General features: G+C 63.0%; 1 protein-coding gene. It reads left to right on the top strand.

The window, feature by feature from the left end:
- Window positions 1–7 precede the first annotated feature (7 nt).
- Window positions 8–6,970 (top strand): non-ribosomal peptide synthetase, encoded by a 6,963-nt coding sequence (locus QMG46_RS15120; RefSeq protein ID WP_281848657.1) that lies wholly within the window; start codon window positions 8–10, stop codon window positions 6,968–6,970.
- Window positions 6,971–7,035: the final 65 nt, after the last annotated feature.

Raw genomic sequence — 7,035 nt, 5'->3', positions numbered from 1 at the left:
GGCCGTCATGATTCCCTTGTCATTCGCTCAAAAAGGCCTCTGGTTCGTCAACAAGCTTGAAGGACCAAGCGCAACCTTCAACATTCCTTTTGCACTGGATCTCGACGGTCCATTGCATGTCGACGCCCTCCGCGCGGCGCTGCGCGATCTGGTCGCACGCCATGAAGTGCTGCGCACCGTCATCGCAGAAGTCGATGGCTCACCCACGCAGCACATACAGGCTATCGATAACCTCGACGTCCCCTTTTATACCGTCGAGGTCGACGAATCGTCGTTCGAACACGAGCTTGCACAGGCGGCGGCATACCGTTTCGAACTCGCCCACGAAATTCCACTGCGCGCAACCTTGTATCGCCATGCCGCCGAGCGCCATACCCTGGTATTGGTGATGCACCATATCGCCAGCGATGGTTGGTCGTTCGCCCCGCTGGTACGCGATCTGACCATGGCCTACAACGCTCGCCGCAAGCAGGCCGCTCCGACATGGGAGCCGTTGCCGGTGCAGTATGCGGACTATGCGTTATGGCAGCAGGAATGGATGGCGGAAGAATCGGATCCGCACAGCGACATCTCGCAACACATCGCGTACTGGAAAAATGCGCTGTCCGATCTCCCCGATGTGCTCGACCTACCTGCAGACCGACCAAGGCCGCCCCTGCCCGGGCGCCGTGGCGGCAGCGTGAGTTTTCATGTGAATGCAGCCACGCATGGTCGACTCGATGCCCTGGCCAGGCAGCGGCAATGCACGCTTTTCATGGTGTTGCATGCCGCAGTCGCCAGCTTGATGACGCGCCTGGGCGCCGGTGAGGACATTCCGTTGGGCAGCCCGTTTGCCGGGCGCGGCGATGAAGCCCTCAACGACCTGATCGGCTGCTTCACCAATGTACTGGTATTGCGTGCCGATACGTCAGGAAATCCGACGTTTCGCCAATTGCTCGAGCGGGTGCGCGACGTCGACCTTGCCGCTTATGCGCACAAGGATGTGCCGTTCGAACGGCTGGTCGAGTTGCTCAATCCATCCCGTTCGGCGGCCTATCACCCGCTTTTCCAGGTCAAGCTGATGCTTGGCATGGGCGGCGAAAACGAGCTTGGTTTCGAGCAGATCGATACTCGCCTTCGCGTCCTCGACGGCGAGGGTTCGCGCTGCGATCTGGGCTTCAATTTCAACGAGCGACGTACGGCCCAAGGTTCACCCGACGGATTGGATTGCCTGCTGGAATTTACCTTCGATCTGTTCGATCGGGCGACCGTTGTCACGATCGGCGAACGTCTTGGCCGGCTGCTCGATGCCGTCGCGGACGATCCGGATCAGTGCATCGCCGCGATCGATCTGGCCGATGCGCAGGAGCGCAGGCAGACCGTGGAGCTATGGAATACACCAGCACGAGCCAACGTCAGTGCCACAGCCCCCACTATCGACAATGCAACGCTGGGCGGGCAATTCGCGCGTCATGTCCACGAGCGCCCCGATGCGTGTGCCCTCGCTTTTGGCGATACATCGTTGACCTATCGGGAACTGGATGAACAAGCCAATCGGCTGGGTCACCATCTGCAAGGTCTCGGCGTCGGCCCGGAAGTGTGCGTAGCCATTTGCCTGCCGCGCTCGCTGGACCTGATCGTGGCCATCCTTGCTGTGGCCAAGGCAGGTGGCGCCTATGTTCCGCTCGATCCGGACTATCCCGCCGACCGCCTGGCCTTCATTCTTGAAGACACCATGGCACCGGTGCTCATTACCGTCGGTGCGCTGGTCGATTGCCTGCCGTCGCACTGGGGAAGCCTGGTGCTGCTCGATGCCGACGCCGACGACATTGCCGCGCACGAGGGCACGCCCCCGGAGGCTGCGACATGCCCGGATCATCTGGCCTACGTGATTTACACATCAGGCTCGACAGGCCGCCCCAAGGGTGTGGCCGTCACGCATCGTGGTGTCGGCAATCTTGTATGCGAGCAGATAGAGACGCTTGAGGTCGGTGTGTCCTCGCGGATTCTTCAGTTCGCGTCCGCCAGTTTCGACGCGGCCTTCTGGGAAACCTGCATGGGCATCCTGAGCGGCGCCTGCCTTGTGCTCGCTCCCTCCGAAGCGATGCTGCCCGGCGGTCCGCTGGCCGCACTTATCGCCAGGCACGGTGTGACGCATGCAACGCTGCCACCCTCGGCGCTCGCCTTGATGCCGGAAGCCTCGTTACCGGAGGGCTTCGTGCTGGTGACGGCGGGTGAAGCCTGCCCGCCCACACTGATCGATCGCTGGGTGCCGCGCGTGGCGATGTTCAATGCCTACGGCCCTACCGAAACAACCGTCTGCGCGACTATTGCACCAAGCCTTCCCGGTAGCGGACGCACGCCGATCGGCCGCCCCATTCGCAACTTTCGAGTCTACGTGCTCGACGAGCATTTGAATCCTGCACTGATCGGCGTACCTGGCGAGTTGTATATCGCCGGTCCCGGGCTGGCCCGTGGTTATGTCAATCGCCCCGACCTTACTGCCGACAGGTTCGTCGCGAATCCCTTTGGTGCACCCGGCGAGCGCATGTATCGCAGTGGCGATCGCGCACGCTGGCTCGCCAACGGTCAGCTCGATTTCCTCGGACGCGCGGACCAGCAAGTCAAGCTGCGCGGCTTCCGTATCGAGCTTGGCGAAGTCGAGGCAGCGCTCCTGACGCACCTTGGCGTGCAGAATGCGGTCGCGGTTGTCCGCGAGGATACGCCCGGCCATCGTCAGCTCGTGGCCTATGTCGTTGCCGCGCACGGTCACCCTATCGATGCCTCCGCGCTTCGTCAGTCGCTTGGTGAGCAACTTCCCGATTACATGATCCCCGCGGCGGTCATACCGCTCGATGCACTACCCGTATCGCCGACCGGCAAACTCGATCGCAAGGCGCTGCCAGCACCGCGTTTCGACACAAGCGATCGCCGCGAGCCGCGCAACGTGATCGAGCGGCAGCTGGCGGAACTGTTCATGGGCGTGCTCGGCTTGCCGCGAATCGGCATCGACGACAGCTTCTTTGATCTCGGCGGGGACTCGATACTGGCGCTACAACTCAAGGCACAGGCCTTTGTGCGGGGCATCGGTTTCGAGCTCGCTACCTTGTTCGATCACCAGACCGTCGCGGCACTGGCGCTGGTGGTGACGATCGATGCGGCATCGGACTCGACCTCCGTCACCGACGATACCTGCGACCGCTTCCTGCCGCGGCTGCCCGAAGGCGTTATCGACGCCTACCCGCTCAGCCATCTACAGCTGGGCATGTTCTTCCATAGCGACTTCGAGGAAGCCACGACGCTCTACCACGCCTCGATGGGTTTCGTGGTCGAGATGGCTTATGACGAGCGCGCGCTTGAACACACTCTGAGCGATCTGACGAAACGACACGAGTTGCTGCGAACCGGATTCGATCTGGAATCCTTCGGCGAACCGCTGCAACTGGTTTACCGCCAGGTGACCTTACCGCTGACCCTTGGCGATCTACGCGGACGTTCACGTATCGAGCAGGATGAAGCGCTTTCGGCGTGGTTTCGCCACGACGAGCGCGGTGGTTTCGACAAGCGCAAAGCTCCCTTGATGCGTATACACGTTCATCTTCTTGCCGATGAACGCTTTCACCTGGCCATCAGTTGCCATCACGCGATCATGGATGGCTGGAGCGACGGTTGCCTCGTGACGGAGCTGCTGCAGCGCTACGAAGCCCATATCGAGGGCAGAACGATTCCGGCCGAACCGCTTGCCGTTTCCTATCGCGACTATATTCGCCTGGAGCGTTCGGCGATTGCGTCCGAGCAAAGTCGCGCGTTCTGGGGCGAAGCACTGCGCGGACTGGATGCTCACCCCCCACTTCGTGCCGCCTGGGCGTCCATGTCGTCCGGCCCAGCCGTCGCACCGATTGCCGTGCCGCGGGACACGGGCGTCGCGTTGGTTGCGCTGGCCGCACGATTGGGTGCGCCGCTGAAATCGGTGTTGCTGGCAGCGCATATGGCGGCTTTGGGCGTCATATGCGGGACGCGAGATGTCGCGACGGCATTGGTCACCAACGGTCGTCCGGAGGTGCCTGATGGCGAAAAAATGATTGGCCTGTTCCTCAATTCGGTGCCACTGCGACTGCGACTGGACGGTCCCGATTGGGCATCGGCGGTCCGCCGAACCGTGGAACTGGAACGCGATCTCATGCCACATCGGCGCTTTCCGTTGCCGTTGATTCTCAAGGAAGCGGGCCTGCACGAAGCGCTGCATGTGGTTTTCAATTACACCCACTTTCACGCGTATGACGACCTGGGCGAGTTGGGCAGCCGCATGGCCGCGCAGGGTGGCGGCGGCAGCAACAGCTTCGGCCTGCAGGTGAACTTCCGGCCCGATGGCGACGGCGTGGCCGGGTGGATCACCGGACATGCCTCGCTTTACGACGGCAACACCCTGGCCCGCTATGCCGATGTCTACGCCAGCATGCTCGCATCGATGGCTGCCGATGCGCATGGGGCACTGCCAAGTATCGACCTGCTCACAGCCCAGGAGCGGAAGACCTTGCAGTCGTGGCGCGCCGTACGCGATGCAGACAACACGCCGCCGTTGCAATGGTTCGACCGGCAGCGCGACGCATCACCGATGGCACCGGCGGTATGCGATGCATCCGTGGAGCTCGACTATGCGACGCTCGATGGACGCGCCCGTGCTCTGGCATCGCGCCTGCACGCCGCGGGTGTCGGGCCGGAGAGCCTGGTAGCCATCGCGTTGCCGCGCTCGGCTGAAGCCGTCGTGGCGGAACTGGCTGTCATGATGGCTGGCGCCGCCTTCGTTCCACTGGACCTTGCCTATCCCGCCGATCGCATTGCCTTCATTCTGGATGACGCCAAGCCGGCGTGCATTCTCACCCACCAGACGATCGCTCAGGCATGGCCCGCATCCATTCCCATTATCGACATGAATGACAGTGCGGCCGATCAGGCGCACACGAACGACGCGATATCGATCGCATCGCCCCGTGCCGAACATCCCGCGTATGTGATCTATACGTCCGGCTCGACCGGCAAGCCCAAAGGGGTGACGGTCACACATCGGGGTATCGCCAGCCTCGCCCGCAGCATGACGGACCGATTCACGCTTGACCGCGGCGCGCGCGTGGCGCAGCTGGCGTCGTTGAGTTTCGATGCATCGGTGATGGAAATGCTTATGGCGCTCGCCTCGGGCGCATGCCTGGTCGTGCCCCCGGCCGGCCCGTTGCTTGGCGAGGATCTGGCCCAGTTTTGCCAACAGCAGCGGATAACCCACGCGTTGATCTCGCCATCCGCCCTGCAAACGATAGATCCGGCCTCGCCAGGGCTGCCGGTGACGTTGATCGTGGGTGGCGAGGCATGTCCACCGGACGTAGTGACGCGATATGCGTCAGGCCGACGCATGTTCAACGCGTATGGGCCTACCGAGATCACCATTTGCGCGAGTATCAGCGACCCGCTGATCGCCGCCACGGCGCCGATCGGCCGCCCCGTCGATGGCGCGGTCCTGCATGTACTCGACGACCTGCTGCGCCCGGTGCCGCCGGGCGTGGTGGGAGAGCTTTATGTCGCCAGTCCTGGCCTGGCCCGGGGCTATCTCGGCCGCCCGTCCTTGAGTGCCGAACGCTTTGTCGCACACCCGTTCGGCGCGCCCGGTGAACGCATGTACCGAACCGGCGACCGGGTGCAATGGAACGCACAGGGACAACTCGAGTTTGTCGGTCGATCCGATCAACAGATAAAGATTCGTGGATTCCGCATCGAGCCCGGTGAGATCGAGGCCGCGCTCAAGCGCCTGGAGCACGTCCAGGCCGCAGCAGTCGTCGTGCGAGGGACAGCAACGGGGCGACACCTTGTTGCCTATGTGGTGCCCTCGTCAGGGCAGCTGGATCCGGCCGCGCTCCGGCGCGAGTTGGCACGCGTGTTACCGGACTACATGGTTCCCGCAGCCGTCGTTTCGTTGCCCTCCTTGCCCTTGACGGTCAATGGCAAGCTCGATGCACGCGCACTGCCAGCGCCACACTTCGAAACCACCTCCGCGCAGGCGCCTCGCACACCCGCGGAAGACATGCTTGCGATACTTTTTGCCGAGGTACTTGAGGCCGGCGCGATAGGCATCGAAGACAGTTTCTTTGAGCTGGGCGGCGACTCGCTACTGGCCATCCGGCTGGTAGCGCGGATAAACGCCACCTTCGGAACACGCCTGCCGATCGGCGCGCTCTATGGCCACCCGACCGTGGCGACACTGGCACACGTACTGACCGAAAAACACGCGCATGCACAACCGCTGCCTTCGGTGCTTCCATTGCGCGTAAAGGGCACGGATGCGCCGCTGTTCTGCCTGCCGCCCGCCGGAAATGTCGCCTGGTGCTACGCCGGCCTTGTCGCCCATGTCCGCAGCGATTGCCCGATCTACGGATTGGAAACACCTGTGGACACCGCTGCGGAGACGGTCGAGGACATCGCTCATGGCCACCTGGCCCGGATCCGGGCGATTCAACCGGAAGGTCCGTATCGCCTGCTTGGCTGGTCCATCGGCGGGCTGCTCGCTCACGCCGTGGCCACTCGGCTGCAGGCCGAGGGCCAGCACGTCGAACTGCTGGTGCTGCTGGACTCCTATCCGGTGGATGCGCTACCAGAACCGGTCGCTGCCAACGACGCCATGGATCGCGCACCGGCGCCAGATCATCTTGTGCGCTGGTTGCAACGTGCCGGCGCCGAGACCGCTGTCGACCAGCTGATGGGCGCGCTGGAAAACAGCTACGCACTGGCGAGCACGTTCAAGCCGCGCACGTTCGATGGCGATCTGATCTTTGTCCGCGCCACGGAACCGACGCGCAACATGTCGCTTCCCTCGGTTGCTCCGTGGGAGGAGCACATCACCGGAGCCCTTCGGGTACACGAATTTGCCACCGATCATTTCAGCTTGCTCGACAGTGCCCACCGGGCGGAGATCGGCAACCTGCTTGATCGCTATCTCACGCCATGAGCATGCGGCGCCAGGCAACGTTTACCAACCACCTTCGACCAGCCGTCCGGATAGGGATCGGCCAT

It is taken from the genome of Dyella sp. GSA-30 (genome assembly GCF_027924605.1).
Taxonomy (GTDB): Bacteria; Pseudomonadota; Gammaproteobacteria; order Xanthomonadales; family Rhodanobacteraceae; genus GSA-30.
Note: the sequence above shows the minus strand (reverse complement) of the source record. Positions and strands in the feature narration are given on the sequence as shown.